The following is a 16,135-nucleotide window of genomic DNA, read 5'->3' as shown; positions in this document are numbered from 1 at the left end:
TTTGAATCTTGTTTGGTAAACCTTTTAGGCATTATGCATTACTTCTCAGCGGTTAACGGTAGTTCAATTCGAAAGCACACATCGGCATAGTCTACATCGACCAGCCACAATTCACCGTCCATCTGGCGGATACAATCACGGGCAATGCTCAATCCTAAGCCACTGCCTTTTACCGCCCCTTTTCTCTGGCGGCTCCCCTGATAAAACGGCTCAAACAGCATCGTTTTCTCTTGGGGCAGAATTTTTTCTCCAGTATTGGCGATATCTATTTGAATAGATTGCCCAACCTGACGACTAATAACCCAAATGGTACCGGATTCCGCACCATAGTGCACTGCATTGGAATAGAGATTATCAAGAACACGCATTAATAACACCGATTCTGCCCAACAATGGCTCAGTGCTAACTGACATTCCGTGCGCATAAGTTTAGCCCGTGCAGGCAAACTATGGGCGGAAATCACCGCTGAAGCCATAATCTGTAGATCAATATGTTCTTTTTCGGTACGTACATCTGTCTGGTTGCGGTTGTAGTCCAGCAATTGTTCAATCAGTTGCTGTAAATGTCGGCTGCTGTTATCCAGTATAGACACAACTTCTTTTTGATCGTCGGTTAATGGCCCAACAACTTGGTCGAGTAATAATTCCGTACCTTCACGCATGCTAGCAAGCGGTGTTTTCAGTTCATGAGATATATGCCGCAAGAATTCATGACGCTGTGATTCCAGCCATGAAAGGCGTTCACTCAGCCAAACAATACGTTGAGCGAGCGACTGGATCTCCCGTGGGCCTTTAAATGCAGTGAGGCTACTCAGAGACTTCCCTTCCCCCAAGCGGTTAATCATACGCTCAACTCGCTTTACTGGCCCGATAATCATACGGGTAAACAGGAAAACCAAAAACACGCTCAGTAAGAAAAGTAACAGCGCCTGTTGCCCGAAAAAGTAGCCTTTATCCGCAATCGCTTGCTGTAATTTTTCACCACGAGAGAAAATAATAGATCGCGTAGCCTGAACCATATCCGCATTTGCTTTGGAAAACTGTTCCAACAAAATTGATGACTCTTCATTTGGCCCACTATTCTTACAGTGAATTTCCGCCAGCCCTGTCTGTTGTTGCTTGAGGGTTTTATAATAGTTTTGATCGGGAATAATGGCTGCATGCATATCCAGCATTTCAGCATATTGCTGACGTTGGTTGAGGTAGAGCGTTTCCAGCGTTTTATCACCCAGTACACAATATTGCCGATAGCTACGCTCCATACTTAACGCTAGGTTAGTCATCGCTTCACTACGTCGTGCATCTTTTAGGGTCGTGTTGTTAATATCTGCTGCCTGCTCACTCAGTAAATCCAAACTCTTATAGGCTTGATAGGCCAAAATCAGCAATGGCAATAGCACCAGCAAGAATGCCAGTAATACCAGTTGACGAAGGGAATGAGGAAAACGGCTCAAATTTTTCAACCTAATACTCTCACGATAAATCAATCGATAACGATGCTAACTAACCCTGATGGCAGAAAATAGCGCTTTAACCTATTTCATCAAAGATTTTCTTACATCCGGGTTGTTATGCATTTGTCCATTAGCGGCATAATAACTCAAAAACAGTTTTCAAGCTTTTCTGCGTTAAGCTGTTCCTCTACCGTATCGCAGCCAAAAAAAAAGCACTTAACCAAGAATGGTAAGTGCCTAACGAATTTCGTCTACTTTTGGTGCGTGAGTTCCCGAAGGATGGGAAACATCCTTCGGGAGAAATACGTGGATGTCCTGAGTTTTCGTCTTCTGAGTGATGGAGGTATAACCTGACATCGATAGACCTGACGAATAACATCCATATGTGTCAATAATTGATGAAGTGCTGTTTATAACAGAAGGTTCATCACAACCTGACACAGGCTGGCACCTCACTCAACGTGTCGTCTGATGTTTGATAAGCTGCCGAAGCAGTGAATATCGGGTTGGTAGACGATAGGTACCATGGCTTTGGCATCATTCTAAGGCTTATGTAGCACCACAAATTGTGTTCTGACATAAAAAGATGAATGAGCGACGTACAAGGTAATGCACATAGCGTGCCATATTTTAAAAATAAAAATCAACATATTGATAATTAATTAATTTTATTTTTATTATACTAATTGAACAATTGAGTGGCGTTATCCATAAAGTGAATACCTGCTCGATCTGTCTCTAAAAACCGACACTGTTCCGCCTCTCTTTTATTGGATAATAAAATCAATATCTTAAATGTCTCTTATTTGAGACACACTATTAGGCCGATTGTCTTCATTTACCAACAATGAAAATAAATTCTTTATTTATCATTTAATTAAAAAGGCGACTTCCGTCGCCTTTTTAATTAATAATGTGTGATTAACCAAGCTGTTTCCGCGCATTACGGAATAACCGCATCCATGGCCCATCTTCACCCCACTCGACGGGATGCCAGGAATGACTAACCGTACGGAAAACGCGCTCAGGGTGTGGCATCATGACCGTAATACGGCCATCCCGATTCGTGATGGCCGTGATTCCTTTCGGTGAACCATTCGGGTTTGCCGGATAGTTCTCGGTAACCTGACCGAAATTATCCACATACCGCATAGAGACAAACCCTGATTGGTCTAACGCCGCCAGATGTTGCGTATCACGCACTTCAACCCGCCCTTCACCATGAGAAACTACAATCGGTAAGCGTGAACCTTCCATGCCCTGCAACAGCAATGATGGACTGCGGGTCACTTCCACCAAACTGAAACGCGCTTCAAAACGTTCTGATAGATTACGTACAAAACGCGGCCAGTGTTCAGAGCCGGGAATCAACTCACTCAGATTAGACATCATCTGGCAGCCATTACATACGCCAAGAGAGAGCGTATCCTGACGATTGAAAAAAGCATCAAACTGATCGCGCACCCGGTTATTAAACAGTACCGATTTCGCCCACCCTTCACCTGCACCCAATACATCACCGTAAGAGAAGCCACCACAGGCGACTAAGGTATGGAAACTATCCAATTGAATGCGTCCTGACAGTAAATCACTCATATGCACGTCAACAGCATCAAACCCTGCACGATGGAAAGCAGCGGCCATCTCAACGTGAGAATTCACCCCTTGCTCACGCAACACCGCAACCCGAGGTCGCGCTTGTTTAGCAATATAAGGAGCTGCAATATCATCTTTAGGATCGAAGCTCAGATTGACATTTAAACCCGGATCATTCGCCTGTTTTTTTGCCTGATGTTCCATATCAGCGCAGTCTGGATTATCGCGCAGGCGTTGCATTTGCCATGTTGTTTCAGCCCACCACAGCCGTAGTGTTTGGCGGCTTTGTTTATATACTGGTGTCTCACCATAACGAATCTCTATCTCATCGCCCGACACGGCACATCCAATATGATGTACACAATCCGTTAATCCGAACGAAGCTAGGCAAGCCTTCACGTCTGTTAGCTTATCTTGAGAAACCTGAATAACCGCACCCAGCTCTTCATTAAACAGCACGGATAACATATCGCTATCCAGCGACTGTAGATCGACCTTTAACCCACAATGACCAGCAAATGCCATTTCCGCCAGAGTTACCACTAATCCCCCATCAGAGCGGTCGTGATAAGCCAGAAGTAAACGACTGGCAACCAGCGCCTGCATCGCATTAAAGAAAGCGGCCAGCTTATCTGCGCTGTGCACGTCTGCTGGTCGATCGCCCAATTGGCGATATACCTGAGCTAATGCTGTCGCACCCAACCCATTTCGACCTTCACCCAGATCAATAAGCAGCAATGCATTATCTTTCCCAATATGCAGTTGTGGAGTAACCGTACTACGGACATCTTCCACCCGAGCAAAAGCAGTAATCACCAGAGAAAGTGGAGATGTCATCTCCACAGTTTCGCCCTGTTGCTGCCAGCGGGTTTTCATCGACATCGAATCTTTACCTACTGGAATAGTGATACCTAACGCGGGACACAGCTCCTCACCAACGGCTTTTACTGCAGCATAGAGACCGGCATCTTCTCCCGGATGACCCGCAGCAGCCATCCAGTTAGCGGAGAGTTTAATCCGCTTCAGTTCACCAATTTGAGTTGCAGCAATATTGGTTAGCGCTTCCCCTACCGCCAGACGAGCTGAGGCAGCAAAATCCAGTAACGCAACCGGTGCTCTTTCTCCTAAAGACATGGCTTCACCATAGTAGCTGTCATAGCTGGCGGTGGTCACAGCACAATCCGCAACCGGAATTTGCCACGGGCCAACCATTTGGTCACGGGCAACCATACCGGTTACTGAGCGATCACCGATGGTGATCAAGAAGGTTTTCTCTGCCACCGTTGGCAAATGCAATACGCGATTAACTGCTTCTTCCAGTGAAATATCTGCTTTTGCTAGCGGTTGAGACCGGGTATTCAAGGTTTTGACATCCCGAACCATTTTCGGTGTTTTACCCAACAGGAGGTCTAACGGTAGATTGATAGGGTCATTGTCGAAATGACGATCGTGAAGGGTAAGGTGTTTCTCTTTCGTTGCTTCACCAATCACGGTATAAGGCGCGCGCTCACGGTGGCACAGGCTCTCAAATAACGCTAATTTTTCTGGCGCTACCGCCAGAACATAACGTTCCTGAGATTCGTTACACCAAACCTCTAACGGGCTCATTCCTGGTTCATCATTGAGAATATCGCGTAGTTCAAACTTACCGCCACGATTTCCATCGCTGACTAATTCAGGCATCGCATTGGATAAACCACCGGCACCAACGTCATGAATAAACAGAATCGGGTTGTCATCACCTAACTGCCAACAACGGTCTATCACTTCCTGACAGCGACGCTCCATTTCCGGGTTATCACGCTGTACTGAAGCAAAATCCAGATCTGCATCAGACTGGCCAGACGCCATTGAAGAAGCCGCGCCACCACCAAGACCGATATTCATCGCTGGCCCACCCAGCACGATCAGTTTGGCGCCAACGGTAATTTCACCCTTTTGTACGTGATCGGCGCGAATGTTACCAATGCCCCCAGCTAACATAATGGGCTTATGGTAACCGCGTAGCTCTAAGCCATTATGGCTGTTCACTCGCGCCTCATAAGTACGGAAATAACCCAATAATGCAGGCCGACCAAATTCGTTATTAAAAGCAGCGCCGCCCAGCGGCCCGTCGGTCATAATATCCAGCGCGTTAACAATACGATCTGGTTTACCGAAGTCTTGTTCCCATGGTTGTTCAAAACCAGGAATACGCAGGTTTGAAACCGAAAAACCAACCAGCCCCGCTTTGGGTTTAGCGCCGCGACCGGTCGCCCCCTCATCACGAATCTCACCGCCAGAACCTGTTGCCGCGCCTGGCCACGGTGAAATGGCTGTTGGGTGGTTGTGAGTTTCTACCTTCATCAGAATATGAGCGGCTTCCTGATGGTAGTCATAAACGCCACTGTCAGGTTTAGCAAAGAAGCGCCCAACCTCTGAGCCTTCCATGACTGCGGCATTATCTTTATAAGCAGACAAAACGTAATCCGGCGTCTGCTCATAGGTATTCTTAATCATTTTAAACAGCGATTTTGGCTGTGTTTTACCATCAATCACCCAGTCGGCATTAAAAATTTTATGCCGACAGTGCTCAGAGTTGGCCTGAGCGAACATATACAGTTCAATATCAGTTGGATTGCGCTGTAAGCCAGTAAAGGCATCCAGCAGATAGTCAATTTCATCAGGTGCCAATGCCAGCCCCAGCTTTTCATTAGCCTTCTCCAACGCCTCTCGACCTTCGGTGAGTACATCAACCACCACAAATGGGGCTGGCTGATGCTGAGAAAACAACGCTTGCGCCTGCTGAGGCTCCGTAAACACGCATTCCATCATCCGATCGTGTAGTAAACCGGACAAAATATGCCATTGCGACTCAGAAAGATTTTCAGCCTGAATATAGTAGGCTATACCTCGCTCCAAACGGTGGATCTGTGACAACCCGCAGTTATGTGCAATATCTGTCGCTTTTGATGCCCAGGGTGAGATGGTTCCTGGTCTTGGCGTCACCAGTAACAATCGACCGTGTGGTTCATGTTCTGCCAGTGATGGACCATATTTCAGCAACCGTTTTAACTTCGTCAGCCCATCTTCTGACAATGGTGTGATCAAGTCCGCAAAGTGCACATATTCAGCATAAATGTCGCCAATCGGCAGGTGGAGACTCTGACAAACTGTCAGTAACTTATTGATACGAAAAGCAGATAACGCAGGAGAACCACGCAAAATTTCCATAATAGAATTTCTCTGGTCTAAAGAGGCCATCACAATAGGTACTTTCATCACAACCGGTTTTACCTTCATTAACACCCCGGAAAATCGCCTATTGTGATGACCTCTAAGGCTTAAGCGGAAAAAACTGCGCCTATTATAGAGAATCAAACGCAATGACGAAACCGTTTGCGTAGCTATTATTTTTAGCCCGAATAACGAATCCAATGAAACATAGTGTTTGCTATGTTGCCTTTAGTTAAGCAGAATGCCTGTCTATAAATTCAGGCTTATCCTTTTCCTGATGTGAAATTAACTGAGAATTCCATTTATTATCAAACGATAAGCAGCTGTACGAGATAACCCAAACTAGAGTGATTTCAAAGCCCATGAATGTTTAACTCTATTCGTATTCAGCAAAAAATTCACTTGATTTAGAGAACGTTATTTGAAGCCATTAAAGATTAACTATCTGTTTATTGGTGTTGTAACACTGCTACTGGCGTTGGCCATGTGGCCAACGCTCCAATGGCGCGGCGATAACAACACCCAATTACAGAAAATTAAGCAACGAGGCGTACTCAATGTCGCCACTCTCAACGTTACTCCCTACTACTATCAAAGTAGTACCGGAATTGACGGTCTTGACTATGAGTTGGCTAAGTTATTTGCCGAGTATATTGGTGTTAAATTAAATATTGAAACCGAACACAACGTTAGCAGCCTGTTTACTCAGCTAGAAAGTGGTGAAACCGATATGCTAGCGGCAGGGCTGATCTTTAACCCTGATCGTATGAAAAACCTGAATGTAGGCCCAGCCTACTATTCTGTTTCACAACAGTTGGTTTATCGCCAAAATACGCCAAAACCTCAATCACTGGCCAATATTAAAGGTCGGTTAACGGTCGTGGCAGGTGCTGCCAGCATTTCTACATTGCATCAGCTTAAAAAAAGCAAATATCCAAACCTTAGTTGGGATGCAACCCCATCCGATTCTCCCGTTGATCTGTTAAAGCAGGTAGCCGATGGTAAATTGGATTATACCATCGCCGACTCGGTCACTATTGCCATGATCCAGCGAGTTTATCCTAATCTGGCTGTTGCCTTCGACATCACGGAAGAAGAGCCGGTAATGTGGTACGTGCGTAAAACTGAGGATAACAGCCTAGACGCAGCCATGCTGAACTTCTTCAATCAAATTAATGAAGATGGTTCTCTGGCAAAACTGGAAGAGAAATATCTGGGCCATGTTGGTGAATTTGATTATGTCGACACCCAAACCTTTTTGAATGCTATTGAGAACACGCTTCCCAATCTGAATCCTTTATTCGAGAAATATGCAAAAGGGATAGATTGGCGTCTGGCCGCAGCCATTGCCTATCAGGAATCCCACTGGAACCCAACCGCAACCTCAGCAACGGGTGTACGCGGTATTATGATGCTGACCCGAAGTACCGCTGACTCATTGGGTGTTACCGACCGTCTGGATCCTGAACAAAGCATCCGAGGAGGACTGATTTATCTGGAGCAGCTGATGGAAAAAATTCCGGATAGCGTTTCTGAAGAAGAAAAAATCTGGTTTGCTCTGATTGCCTATAATATGGGATATGCCCATATGCTCGATGCCAGAAGCCTGACGGCACAACAAGGAGGGAATCCGGACAGTTGGGTGGACGTTAAAAAGCGCCTGACTATGCTGACGCAAAAACAATATTACAGTAAAACTCGCTATGGCTATGCGCGTGGCTATCAAGCCTATCAGTTTGTTGAGAATATTCGGCGCTATCAGCTTAGTCTTGAAGGCTATTTGCAGGAAAAAGATCGCCAATTGGCTAAAGCACAACAAACAACAGAGCAAGAGGTTGAACTGGGAAAATCTTATCCTGCAATTAAACCCAATCAATTTCAAGTCAAGCAGCCAATACCTCAGGAACAAAACTGACTGTTGATGTGGTCATTAACAGAGCCCCTGTCGCAGCATTTTTTGTAACTTAATCTGTTCTCGTCTGCGTTTAAAAAAGTCACTCAATCTTGCAGAGCACTCTTCCGCCAATATGCCGGCGGTCACCTCAACATGGTGATTCATTCCGGGGTGCCCCAAAATATCCATCAGAGAGCCGGCTGCGCCGGTTTTTAAATCACTAGCGCCATATACCACACGCTGAATACGGCTGTGTACCATTGCTCCTGCACACATCACACAGGGTTCTAATGTGACATACAGCGTGGTATTTAACAGCCGATAGTTTTGCAGTACTAATCCGCCCTGCTGTAACACCATAATCTCTGCATGGGCCGTTGGATTGTGGGTACCAATAGGACGATTCCAACCTTCAGCAATCACCCGATTATCTTGAACTAATACTGCGCCAACCGGGATTTCTCCTTCGCTGTCGGCCCGTTCAGCTAGTTCCAGCGCATAGCGCATCCAGTCTTCGTCACTGTAATGCGTCATCATCATTAACTCTACCTTTTATATGAATCACGACCATCGTTACCGATGGCTACTCCAGCTCTTTAAGATTGCCCTGACCATCAACCCGCCAGCGATGTTGGCAACAGGCAAGCACAGGATCGTCTTGAATACTGTCGCTGTAGCCACTGTATAGTGACAGCGGCTTACCCAAACGCTGTTCTAGTTCAACGACCTTCTGTTTGCCTAAACAGCGCGAATCAATAACCCAACCACCATAACGACTAGCCATTTGGCTACCCACCAGATTAACCTTCCCAAGAAAGAAAGAGTCCGCATAAGCCTCTTCAACCAGACGCTGAGGTGACCCCGTAAGTAACCATACTTGTGTGTTCTCATCATTCAGATATTCAGCTAAACGCCCCTGAACGACGGGAAACGGTACGACATCTTGCCGAAAATTCTGAATAAACTGCTGTTCCAGCCAGCTCAACCGGGCTTCGTTTTGTCCTGCGGTTATAGCCCATAACATCAAACTCATTGGCCAACGGCTATTACGCCCGCTGATCAGCAACCCTAAAATAATCACCGGTAACAAAGGTATCAGAATAATCAAATTGGCGGGCAAGCGACGAATCATATAACGAAGAAAACTGCCAAAGAGATCCTGCTGGTGCAATGTCCCATCCAGATCGAAAAATACGTTCCTCTTCTGTGATTGATTATCTGACACATTGACTCCTAAAATATCTTGGCTAAAAGCAGGGGCTATTGCCCGCGAACATCCAGCTATTCAGCAACATGTGAAGTGAGTATACCGTTTAATGCACTTTTTTTCGCGGAAAAAAAAGAATAAACCATTGGTATCAACGTAGGGCAAGCGTATAATCCCCCGCTCGAACTTAAGAGATATATGGTATGGCTTTACTGATCACAAAAAAATGCATCAACTGTGACATGTGCGAACCAGAGTGTCCAAATCAAGCAATTGCAATGGGTGCTGAGATTTATGAAATAAATCCTGACCTTTGTACTGAATGTATCGGCCATTATGATGAGCCAACCTGCATGAAAGTCTGTCCGATTGATAACACGATTATTCATGACCCAGCACATAAAGAGAGTAATGAACAACTGTGGGATAAGTTCGTGCTGCTACATCATGCCGATAAACTCTAAATTATCAATATCTCTATCGGCAGTAAAAAAGAGCGCTATGCGCTCTTTTTTGATCTTGGTATTTGTCGCTATTCTATTAGCGGGAAGCGTTTTGGCGCCACCACTCTGCCAGTAAAATACCGGTAGCCACGGAGACGTTCAAGCTTTCGACATTACCTGTTCCCGTAATCGACACGCTTATATCGCTTTGTTTCATGGTTACATCTGACAGACCATCACGTTCTTCACCCAACACTAATACCGTTTTCGCTGGCAGAACTGCCTCTGGTAGTGGCGTTCCTTTATGGCTGGATGTAGTCACAATGGTGTAACCCGCCCGACGGAACATATCTAACGCTTGAGGGAAATCATCAATACCGATAGCGGTTAAATGTTCTGCACCACCTTCTGCGGTACGAATTGCTGCACCGGACTCAAGCATACCCGGATCGCGTAACAGAACGCCCTTAACACCAAAATGAGCACAAGAACGCATCATACCGCCCAGATTATGCGGATTACCTACGTTTTCTAACGCCAGTACACAATCGCTTTTCCCTGCTTTAGCTAAATAGTCCGCTACGGTTAAACCTCCGCGTTTCTTAATCAGGAAACAAACACCGCCGTGATGCTCAGTACCAGAAACGCGAATAAGCTCATCTTCATCAACTACATGATAGGCTTTGCGGTTAGCAGCCATCCAGCGCAGCGCTTCTCGGAATCTAGGTGTAACCGACTGAACAAAATAGGCACGAACGATAGCATCAGGACGGCTCTGGAACAGTGCCTGACAAGCATTTTCGCCATACACTTTGGTCTCTTCGTCACGCTGACGACGCAGTTGAGCTGGATCGATATGGCTCTTGCCGCTGATTCCGCCATGATCAAAAGGCTCCGGCTCGCTGACGTCTTGCAGCTTCGCCTGCCATGGGGAACGAGGTGGTTTTTCATTAGCACTACGGACCGGACGATGCGGAAGATCTTTATCTCCCCAACGTGCATTTTTATCGCCCCGCTCATTACTTCTGTTTGCCGGGCGCTTTTTATCTGAGCGACGGTTGTTCTTATCATCTTTGTCGTCGTCACCGCGGACGTACATTACTTTAACTTTGCCGTTCTTACCGCTAAAAGAGTCATTCATACCTATATCTCCACTTCCACATCGCATCCGGCGCGCAGATTACCTGATGTTATGTCGGTAAGCCACTATCATCTGCCAAAAGTCTAAATCTATTGTAACTATCGACGAAATCACATTGTTGATAGTTAACCAGTTGTACATAATAAGTGAAATCGATGTTTAATTTCACTGAGGTAACAGCATGAATACCCTTTGTCCTTCTTGTCTGACTACAAATCGAATCCCTGAAGATCGCGTTCAGGAAGATGCAAAATGTGGCCGCTGTGGACATGAGCTTTTTGATGGCGAAGTAATTAACGCTAACAAAGCTTCTTTTGATTCATTATTAAATGACGACCTTCCTGTCGTCGTTGACTTCTGGGCTCCGTGGTGTGGCCCTTGTGTCAACTTTGCTCCTATCTTTGAAGATGTCGCTCAAGAAAGGGAAAGAGAAGTCCGCTTTGTAAAAGTCGACACCGAAGCCGAACAGGAACTGAGTGCTCGTTTTGGTATTCGTAGTATACCTACCATTATGGTATTCAAGAAGGGACAACGTATAGATATGTTGAACGGTTCCCTTCCAAAAGCGTCATTTGACCGGTGGTTGAGTGAAGTATTAGCTAAGCATGGCTAATATTTCTCGGTAAATCTGAGGACATCGCTAAAAAATTATCCCGGGGGCGCTGAATACGATATTATGCGCCCTTTATTATTTATCGACGTCAACCTCGAAAGATTGGCTCAGGTTACCGCTTATGACTTCGGATATCGTACCCTCCCAACTTACTGATAATGCTGTATTGCAATTAAGAGATCAGCGACTGGTTCAATCCACTCGACCTTTTCGTGCCAGAGGATGCAGAGTCATTCGTTGCCATCGCTGTTTGTTACCACGAATTCACTGTTTGTGTCATTCCTTTTCAGCTACCATCGCCGGAAGTACCTTCTGTTTATTGATGTACGATACCGAGCCATTAAAACCAAGTAATACGGGTCGCCTGATTGCCGACATTCTGCCCGATACCAAAGCATTCCTCTGGTCACGCACCAATATTGATCCTCAGTTGCTGGCTCTGCTATCCAATCCTGATTACCAGCCTTACATAATCTTCCCAGCCGCTTATGCGTTACCCGAACGGGTGGTTACCGGGGTTGAAAAACAGAGTACCAAACGCCCACTATTTATTATTCTGGACGGCACTTGGACAGAAGCAAGAAAAATGTTTCGTAAAAGCCCCTATCTGGATCGCTTCCCGGTACTTTCTATTGATAACGACCAGAATTCAAATTACCAACTGCGGGAAGCCAGTCGCAAAGAACAACTGTGCACCGCTGAGGTTGCCATTCAAATTCTGAGCCAGACGGGAGAACAACACGCTTCAGAAAGCCTGAATCGCTATTTCGCTGATTTTCGTCAACGTTACTTGGCAGGTAAAGCTAACCGCTCATTGGAAAGTTTTATCGCTTTTTCAGCCTCTGAAAGTGATAAAAGTTAGAATTTTCAGTTTACAATACTATTAAATATCAATACATTGAAATTGATTTAGATGAAAATTTGTTATATCAGCAACAGATTTGCAATATTCACGTGGTTTTTTAATCACAATCCCATCGAGTGGTGGTAGTATTACCAGATCCAACTGATAATATATTTGCACGTTATGGCCTGTTGCCGTAACCCAACAAGAGAAGAACGCTTTGTGATGTTGTCATCATTTAAACGAAAGAAATCTCAACAACACCTTGCACAACTGCCGAAAATTTCCCAACGGATTGATGATATTAAAATATTATCAACGCCAGGTGATTATCGTTCTACTTTACTTGACTCGATTAGTCGCGCAGAGCAACGCATATATCTGATTGCCCTATATCTTGAGCATGATGATGCTGGTATCGATATCTTGTCTGCTATTTATCAGGCCAAAATGCGTCGCCCTGAGTTAGAGGTCGCTATATTAGTAGACTGGCATCGTGCTCAACGGGGTCGTATTGGTGCAGCCGCTGAAAATACCAATGCTGACTGGTACTTCAAAATGGCTGAACAACACCCTGGGGTAGAGGTTCCTGTCTATGGTGTTCCGGTTAATACCCGCGAAGCCTTAGGTGTGCTGCACTTAAAAGGCAGCGTTATTGATAATACCGTTGCCTATACCGGTGCCAGCGTCAATGACGTCTATCTGCATCGACACGATAAATACCGCTATGACCGCTATCAGTTCATCACCAATGCCGCATTAGCGGATAGCATGGTAGGTTATGTCAAACAGTCCCTATTACCCGCGGAAGCCGTGCGTAATTTAGATTGCCAAAACCGACCTCGCGGTCAGGAAATTAAAAACGACATTAAAAAGTTCAGACAAAGCCTACGTGTTCATGGGTATGAATTTGAAAACAGTGCGACGAATGAAGAGCTATCGGTCGCCCCATTCGTTGGGTTAGGTCGCCATAGCCCATTGAACAAAGTCATTGATCGGCTGATGAACAGTACCGAACATAAACTGACGTTATGTACACCCTATTTCAATTTACCCGCGCCATTAGTGAAAAATATCATTTCATTATTACGTCAGGGTAAACAGGTCGAAATTATCGTTGGTGATAAAACCGCTAACGATTTTTATATTCCCGAAGATCAACCGTTCAAAATTATCGGGGCACTGCCCTATCTGTATGAAATCAATCTTCGCCGCTTTGTTACACGATTACAGCGTTATGTAGATCAAGGCCTGTTAACCGTTCGATTATGGAAAGATGAAGATAATACTTATCATCTGAAAGGGATGTGGGTTGATGGTGAGTGGCAGCTAATAACGGGGAATAATCTAAACCCACGAGCATGGCATCTGGATCTAGAAAATGCGATTTTGATTCACGACCCTAGGGGTGAGTTGAAAGAAGCACGTCAACGCGAGTTGGAATGTATTCGGGCACACACTTTTGTGGTTAATCACTATCAGCAACTGCAAAGTATTCAATTCTATCCAGTCAAAATACGTAAGCTGATTCGTCGATTACGACGTATTCGCATCGATAAATTAATTAGTCGTATTCTGTAATCCTTAAGGCCTCGAGATTCGGGGCCTTTTAATCTTCCCTTCAATCAACCTTCTGGCTTATTTTCATTTTATATTGTAGCTATCCTTCAGGACTATATTTAGACTCTAATTTCAGCGGATATTCGGGTCGTAAAAGCATATCCCCATAGTGTCTGACCGGCATTATCCCAGCGCCTGAATGTCTCGATTGGTATTTCACTGTCCGTATAAAGCAAAAAACCTCAGCCTGTCGACTGAGGTTCTTCTTAATAAAGCTTGGTAGTTTATGAATGACGCCGTCATTCGCCCTTTGGGTCAACGCTTTGCATTATTCAAACCTGTTTCGCCAGTTTGTCCTACGCTCTCGAGTAACGAACGGTATCTGCACCAAAGCAAAAAACCCCCAGCTTTCGCTGAGGGTTTCTCTAATTTAAAGCCTGGCAGTTCCCTACTCTCGCATGGGGAAGCCCCACACTACCATCGGCGCTACGGCGTTTCACTTCTGAGTTCGGCATGGGGTCAGGTGGGACCACCGCGCTATCGCCGCCAGGCATATTCCGTTTCATGAACCGTTGTACTCCGATATCGCTATCCCGCACAACCATCCATTCCAATCCTGAACATTCGCTGAAATTTAAATTCGTCTCTCTCATCAAAACACCTTCGGTGTTGTAAGGTTAAGTCTCACGGTTCATTAGTATCGGTTAGCTCAACGTATCGCTACGCTTACACACCCGACCTATCAACGTCATAGTCTTTAACGTTCCTTCAGTGGACTCAAGGTCCAAGGGAAGACTCATCTCGAGGCAAGTTTCCCGCTTAGATGCTTTCAGCGGTTATCTTTTCCGCACGTAGCTACCGGGCAATGCCATTGGCATGACAACCCGAACACCAGTGGTGCGTTCACTCCGGTCCTCTCGTACTAGGAGCAACCCCTCTCAATCTTCCAACGCCCACGGCAGATAGGGACCGAACTGTCTCACGACGTTCTAAACCCAGCTCGCGTACCACTTTAAACGGCGAACAGCCGTACCCTTGGGACCTACTTCAGCCCCAGGATGTGATGAGCCGACATCGAGGTGCCAAACACCGCCGTCGATATGAACTCTTGGGCGGTATCAGCCTGTTATCCCCGGAGTACCTTTTATCCGTTGAGCGATGGCCCTTCCATTCAGAACCACCGGATCACTATGACCTACTTTCGTACCTGCTCGAGCCGTCACTCTCGCAGTCAAGCTAGCTTATGCCATTGCACTAACCTCACGATGTCCGACCGTGATTAGCTAACCTTCGTGCTCCTCCGTTACTCTTTGGGAGGAGACCGCCCCAGTCAAACTACCCACCAGACACTGTCCTCAACCCGGATAACGGGTCAAAGTTAGAACATCAAACATTAAAGGGTGGTATTTCAAGGTTGGCTCCACGCAGACTGGCGTCCACGCTTCTAAGCCTCCCACCTATCCTACACATCAAGGCTCAATGTTCAGTGTCAAGCTATAGTAAAGGTTCACGGGGTCTTTCCGTCTTGCCGCGGGTACACAGCATCTTCACTGCGAGTTCAATTTCACTGAGTCTCGGGTGGAGACAGCCTGGCCATCATTACGCCATTCGTGCAGGTCGGAACTTACCCGACAAGGAATTTCGCTACCTTAGGACCGTTATAGTTACGGCCGCCGTTTACTGGGGCTTCGATCAAGAGCTTCGCTTACGCTAACCCCATCAATTAACCTTCCAGCACCGGGCAGGCGTCACACCGTATACGTCCACTTTCGTGTTTGCACAGTGCTGTGTTTTTAATAAACAGTTGCAGCCAGCTGGTATCTTCGACTGACTTCAGCTCCGAGAGCAAGTCTCTTCACCTAACGTCAGCGTGCCTTCTCCCGAAGTTACGGCACCATTTTGCCTAGTTCCTTCACCCGAGTTCTCTCAAGCGCCTGAGTATTCTCTACCTGACCACCTGTGTCGGTTTGGGGTACGATTTAATGTTACCTGGAGCTTAGAGGCTTTTCCTGGAAGCAGGGCATCAACTACTTCACCACCGTGGTGGCTCGTCATCACGCCTCAGTGTTAATAGTCAACCGGATTTACCTAATCGACCCACCTACACGCTTAAACCGGGACAACCGTCGCCCGGATAGCCTAGCCTTCTTCGTCCCCCCTTCGCAGT

At 46.0% G+C, this 16,135-nt stretch carries 10 protein-coding genes and 2 rRNA genes (1 of these 12 cut by a window edge); 5 read left to right on the top strand and 7 right to left on the bottom strand.

The window, feature by feature from the left end; genetic code table 11:
* Nucleotides 1-38: 38 nt before the first annotated feature.
* Nucleotides 39-1,463, bottom strand: a complete 1,425-nt coding sequence (locus tag HYN51_RS03525; RefSeq protein WP_108901574.1) for a sensor histidine kinase — start codon at nt 1,461-1,463, stop codon at nt 39-41.
* 912 nt (nt 1,464-2,375) lie between these two features.
* Nucleotides 2,376-6,266, bottom strand: a complete 3,891-nt coding sequence (gene purL / locus HYN51_RS03520) for a phosphoribosylformylglycinamidine synthase (protein WP_192878469.1) — start codon at nt 6,264-6,266, stop codon at nt 2,376-2,378.
* Nucleotides 6,267-6,687: 421 nt separating this feature from the next.
* Here purL and mltF point away from each other — a divergent pair, with 421 nt between their 5' ends.
* Nucleotides 6,688-8,181, top strand: coding sequence for a membrane-bound lytic murein transglycosylase MltF (gene mltF, locus HYN51_RS03515; RefSeq protein ID WP_108901573.1), 1,494 nt, complete (start codon nt 6,688-6,690; stop codon nt 8,179-8,181).
* A 15-nt stretch (nt 8,182-8,196) separates the two neighbouring features.
* Here mltF and tadA read toward each other — a convergent pair whose 3' ends face one another.
* On the bottom strand, nt 8,197-8,694 hold the full coding sequence (gene tadA / locus HYN51_RS03510) for a tRNA adenosine(34) deaminase TadA (protein ID WP_108902143.1): 498 nt from the start codon (nt 8,692-8,694) through the stop codon (nt 8,197-8,199).
* A gap of 49 nt (nt 8,695-8,743) precedes the next feature.
* The gene (gene yfhb, locus HYN51_RS03505) at nt 8,744-9,385 is read right to left on the bottom strand and encodes a phosphatidylglycerophosphatase C (protein ID WP_108901572.1); all 642 of its coding nucleotides are present in this window, start codon (nt 9,383-9,385) and stop codon (nt 8,744-8,746) included.
* Between the two features lie 185 nt (nt 9,386-9,570).
* Between yfhb and HYN51_RS03500 the strand changes: the two genes are divergently transcribed.
* A complete protein-coding gene (locus tag HYN51_RS03500) occupies nt 9,571-9,831 on the top strand; it encodes a YfhL family 4Fe-4S dicluster ferredoxin (RefSeq protein ID WP_108901571.1) in 261 nt (86 codons plus the stop codon).
* Nucleotides 9,832-9,907: 76 nt separating this feature from the next.
* Here HYN51_RS03500 and HYN51_RS03495 read toward each other — a convergent pair whose 3' ends face one another.
* On the bottom strand, nt 9,908-10,951 hold the full coding sequence (locus HYN51_RS03495) for a tRNA/rRNA methyltransferase (RefSeq protein ID WP_108901570.1): 1,044 nt from the start codon (nt 10,949-10,951) through the stop codon (nt 9,908-9,910).
* 181 nt (nt 10,952-11,132) lie between these two features.
* Between HYN51_RS03495 and trxC the strand changes: the two genes are divergently transcribed.
* The 3 genes from trxC (at nt 11,133) to pssA (ending at nt 13,989) form a co-directional block, all read left to right on the top strand.
* A complete protein-coding gene (trxC, locus tag HYN51_RS03490; RefSeq protein ID WP_108901569.1) occupies nt 11,133-11,564 on the top strand; it encodes a thioredoxin TrxC in 432 nt (143 codons plus the stop codon).
* 121 nt (nt 11,565-11,685) lie between these two features.
* Nucleotides 11,686-12,426, top strand: coding sequence for a tRNA-uridine aminocarboxypropyltransferase (locus HYN51_RS03485; protein WP_108901568.1), 741 nt, complete (start codon nt 11,686-11,688; stop codon nt 12,424-12,426).
* A 207-nt stretch (nt 12,427-12,633) separates the two neighbouring features.
* Nucleotides 12,634-13,989 (top strand): CDP-diacylglycerol--serine O-phosphatidyltransferase, encoded by a 1,356-nt coding sequence (gene pssA / locus HYN51_RS03480; RefSeq protein WP_108901567.1) that lies wholly within the window; start codon nt 12,634-12,636, stop codon nt 13,987-13,989.
* A gap of 414 nt (nt 13,990-14,403) precedes the next feature.
* On the opposite strand, the gene rrf is transcribed toward pssA, so the two are convergent.
* A 5S ribosomal RNA gene (rrf, locus tag HYN51_RS03475) occupies nt 14,404-14,519 on the bottom strand.
* A gap of 122 nt (nt 14,520-14,641) precedes the next feature.
* Nucleotides 14,642-16,135 (bottom strand): 23S ribosomal RNA (locus HYN51_RS03470) (it continues 1,412 nt past the right edge of the window).

Origin of the sequence: Limnobaculum parvum (genome assembly GCF_003096015.2) — a bacterium.
Taxonomy (GTDB): domain Bacteria; phylum Pseudomonadota; class Gammaproteobacteria; order Enterobacterales; family Enterobacteriaceae; genus Limnobaculum; species Limnobaculum parvum.
The sequence above is the reverse complement of the archived record's forward strand: the minus strand, read 5'-3'. Positions and strand labels throughout refer to the sequence as shown.